At 68.2% G+C, this 4095-nt stretch carries 5 protein-coding genes; 1 reads left to right on the forward strand and 4 read right to left on the reverse strand.

The annotated features are described in order from the left end of the window. The 4 genes from proB to rplU all read right to left on the reverse strand — a co-directional run. The coding region (gene proB / locus ACWELQ_RS40110; RefSeq protein WP_452402229.1) for a glutamate 5-kinase at positions 1–826 on the reverse strand (826 nt) is incomplete at its 3' end. Between the two features lie 156 nt (positions 827–982). Further along, positions 983–2431 (reverse strand): GTPase ObgE, encoded by a 1449-nt coding sequence (gene obgE, locus ACWELQ_RS40115; protein WP_452402227.1) that lies wholly within the window; start codon positions 2429–2431, stop codon positions 983–985. Positions 2432–2567: 136 nt separating this feature from the next. After that, on the reverse strand, positions 2568–2834 hold the full coding sequence (gene rpmA, locus ACWELQ_RS40120) for a 50S ribosomal protein L27 (protein WP_379458111.1): 267 nt from the start codon (positions 2832–2834) through the stop codon (positions 2568–2570). 43 nt (positions 2835–2877) lie between these two features. Further along, complete coding sequence (gene rplU / locus ACWELQ_RS40125) at positions 2878–3189, reverse strand: 50S ribosomal protein L21 (RefSeq protein WP_379357164.1); 312 nt, start codon at positions 3187–3189, stop codon at positions 2878–2880. A 310-nt stretch (positions 3190–3499) separates the two neighbouring features. Between rplU and ACWELQ_RS40130 the strand changes: the two genes are divergently transcribed. Beyond that, the gene (locus tag ACWELQ_RS40130) at positions 3500–3907 is read left to right on the forward strand and encodes a DUF3224 domain-containing protein (protein ID WP_452402228.1); all 408 of its coding nucleotides are present in this window, start codon (positions 3500–3502) and stop codon (positions 3905–3907) included. Positions 3908–4095 lie beyond the last annotated feature (188 nt).

Consider the following 4095-nt stretch of genomic DNA (forward strand, 5'->3'; position numbering starts at 1 on the left):
CGGCGGCGTGGCGGACCCAGAACTTGCGCGCGGACAGGCGGGTGGGGCGGGCGGCGAAGGCGGTGCCGACGGTCGCGCCGGAAAGGGCCGCTGCCGCATCGGAAGCCGCGGCCAGCAGCACGGGCACGCCCGCGTCGGCGGCCAGGCGGGCCGCGGACAGTTTGGAGGCCATGCCGCCGGTGCCGAGCGCGCCACCGGAACCTGCGATCACGCCATCCAGGTCGGCGCTGCTGCGCACCTCGGGAATGAAGTTCGCGGCGCCCTTGCGCGGATCGCCGTCGTAGAGTCCGTCGACGTCGGAGAGCAGGATCAGCGCGTCCGCGCCGACCAGGTGCGCGACCAAGGCCGCGAGCCGGTCGTTGTCACCGAAGCGGATCTCTTCCGTCGCGACGGTGTCGTTCTCGTTCACCACCGCGATCGCGTGCAGCGAGCGCAACCGATCCAGCGTGCGCTGCGCATTGCGGTGCGGTTCACGGCGCCCGAAGTCCCCCGCGCTCAACAGCACCTGGCCGACCACCCGGCCGTAGCGGCCGAAGGAGGTGCCCCACGCGTGCGCCAGGGCCAGCTGGCCGACACTCGCGGCGGCCTGCTTGGTGGCGAGATCCTTGGGCCGCTTGGACAATCCGAGCGGGGCCATGCCCGCGCCGATGGCGCCCGAGGACACCACCACCAGATCCGAACCCGCGCGCATCCGGGACTCCACCGCGTCGGCGAGCGCGTCCAGGCGCGCGGTGTCGAGACCGCCCTCCAGACTGGTCAGCGCCGATGAGCCGATCTTGACCACCACACTGCGCGCGGACGCGATCGCCTGCCGCGCCGCACTCAGCTCGGTGATCGGAGTGCCACTCGAAACCACTTGCACCACACCTCAATTCGCCCGCGATGCCGTGGCATCGTCGCACCCGAATCCGTCGTTCCGCCGCACCGGCCGCCGCTTCGTCGCGAACGGCCTTGCGGCACAGTCTCACTCGTCGAGCGGACCCTACTCGTCGTCGACCAGGCCACGGCGCACCCGCGACGCGTGCTTGCGCTCCGCGGCGCCGATGCGCTCGGTCTGATCGAGGCGCGGGTCCACGCCACGACGGGTCAGCAGCGTCTCCACGCCCGCGGAAATCGAAGGCTCCCAATCGAAGCAGTAGTCCGCGATGGTCACCGACGCACCCGGCTCGGCGCCCAGCTTGACCAGTTCCTCCTCGACGCCGAGGCGGGCCAGGCGGTCGGCCAGGTAGCCCACGGCCTCGTCGTTGTCGAACTGGGTCTGGTGCACCCAGCGCTCCGGCCGCTCGCCGACGACGATGAAGCCGCCCTCCACCTCAGGATCGGGCAGCACCCGGAAACCGCTGTCGCCCTTGGCCACCGGGCGAATGATCTGCCGCTTCGCCTCCGCCTTGGGATGCGCGGCCCGGTACTCGGCCACCATGTCGGCGAGCGCGAAGGTCAACGGCCGCAAGCCTTCCCGGCTCACCGCCGAGATCTTGAACACCGGCCAGCCGCGCTTGGCGAACTCCGGCATGACGAAATCGGCCAGCTCGTCGGCATCGGGCACATCGGCCTTGTTGAGAATGACCACGCGCGGGCGGTCGGCCAGATCACCCAGGCCCGCATCGCCCTTCAGCGCGGGCTGATACGCGGCCAGCTCGGCCTCCAGCGCGTCCACATCCGAGATCGGGTCCCGGCCCGGCTCCAGGGTGGCGCAGTCCACGACGTGCGCGAGCACCGCGCAGCGCTCCAGGTGCCGCAGGAAGTCCAGGCCCAGGCCGCGGCCCTCGCTCGCGCCCGGAATCAGGCCCGGCACATCGGCGACGGTGAAAGTCGTGTCACCCGAGAGCACCACACCGAGGTTCGGCACCAGCGTGGTGAACGGGTAGTCGGCGATCTTCGGCTTGGCCGCCGACAGCACCGACACCAGCGACGACTTACCGGCCGACGGGAAACCCACCAGGCCGACATCCGCCACCGACTTGAGCTCGAGCACCAGGTCGCGTTCCTGGCCGTCCTCACCGAGCAGCGCGAAACCGGGGGCCTTGCGCGCCTTGGACACCAGCGCGGCATTGCCCAGCCCGCCGCGGCCACCCCGGGCCGCCACATACTGCGCGCCGACACCGATCAGGTCCGCCAGCACCTCGCCGTCGGGGCTGGTCACCACGGTGCCGTCCGGCACCTTCAGCAACAGGCCCTCGCCCTGCTTGCCATTGCGGTTGGAGCCCTCACCGGGCTTGCCGTTGCCGCCCTTGGCATGCGGGTGGAAGTGGAAGTCCAGCAGCGTATGCACATTCGGGTCGACCTCGAGGATCACATCCCCGCCATTGCCGCCGTTACCGCCGTCGGGTCCACCCAGGGGCATGAACTTCTCACGCCGCACCGAGGCACACCCGTGCCCACCCTTGCCCGCACTCACGTGCAAAACAACACGGTCGATGAATTTGGACATATCGGTGATCATCCTCCTTCAGGACTTGTTGTCTGCATTCGCAGGGCTACGTGTTGAAAACAGCAAAGCGGGCCAGGGTTTACTGCAAACCCTGACCCGCTCGAAAGCTAGTGGAGTAGGAACTCCGGTGCGCCGGTCAGGCGTTCACCGGCTCCGGCACCACGATGTTGATGGTCTTGCGACCACGCTTGGTGCCGAACTGCACCGCGCCCGCCTCGAGGGCGAACAGCGTGTCGTCGCCGCCACGGCCGACGTTGACGCCGGGGTGGAAGTGCGTGCCGCGCTGGCGAACCAGGATCTCGCCGGCCTTGACGGTCTGACCGCCGAAGCGCTTCACGCCGAGCCGCTGGGCATTCGAATCGCGACCATTGCGCGAGCTGGATGCACCCTTCTTATGTGCCATGTCTCAGAACTCCTCGTGCAGGGGTGACGAACCCCAAGTCGGATTACTTGATGCCGGTGACCTTCAGGACCGTCAGCTTCTGACGGTGGCCCTGACGCTTGTGGTAGCCGGTCTTGTTCTTGAACTTGTGGATACGGATCTTCGGGCCCTTGGTCTGCTCAACGACCTCGGCGGACACGGAGACCTTCGCCAGCTTGTCAGCATCGGTGGTCAGCTCGGCACCGTCAACGACGAGCACCGGCGACAGCGACACCGAAGTGCCCGGCTCACCCTCGATCTTCTCGACCTTCACCAGGTCACCGACCGCGACCTTGTACTGCTTTCCGCCGGTCTTGACGATTGCGTACGATGCCATCGGTCGGCTGCCCTTCTCTCTTTTCAAGTGCTCGGCACTCTGCTCACACGACGGACATCCGATTCGCATCGGAAACCGCCGCAGACTGGTCTGGTGGTTTCACCGCCGCCTCGGGCCATTGGTGCTCGGTTCTTCGAACCGGACCGGCCCACTCACAGCACTAGTCACAAGAGAGTGCCATCGCGGGGGGCAGCGACTGACCAAGACTACAGGACCCGGCGACCCCCTCCAAACCGGGGTAGCCCAGCTCTCACCTCGAGGTGTCGCGTTCTTACAAGAACCTCCGGACCATCCCGGCCAGGATGGATCCATGCGAGCCACCGGAACCTTCAACGTCAAGTCCTTCATCCCCACCGAGGTGACCCCCGACCCGGCCATCACCACCGCGCTGCCGGTCGGCGTGGCCATGCTGGAGAAGCAATTCGAAGGCGAGATCACCGGACGCTCGGCCACCCTGTTCACCTCCGCGTTCGACCCGGCCTCGAGCGTCGGGACCTACCTGGCCATGGAGTCGTTCGAGGGCGCGCTCAACGGGCGCTCGGGCACCTTCAACTTCGTGCACTCGGCGTCCACCGACGGCACTACGCGCACCGACATCTACTTCGCGATCGTGGCGGGCAGCGGCACCGGCGACCTGGCGGGCATCACCGGCACGGGTGACGTCCTGGTCGACGACGACGGCACACACCGCATGTGGCTGGAATACGAGCTCGCCTGACGCTCCCGAAAACAGCTGTGGCCCCGCCGGATTCCGGCGGGGCCACAGTCGTCTACAGCGGACTAGTTCTCACCCTCCGGCGCACCGGCGGGACGACCCGCCGCACGCCGACGCGGGCGAGCCCGCGGCGGAACCACGGCCGGGGCCAGCTCGTCGAGGTTGAAGCCCGGCTTGTCGGACTGGTCCGT

The organism is Nocardia sp. NPDC004722, assembly GCF_053601505.1.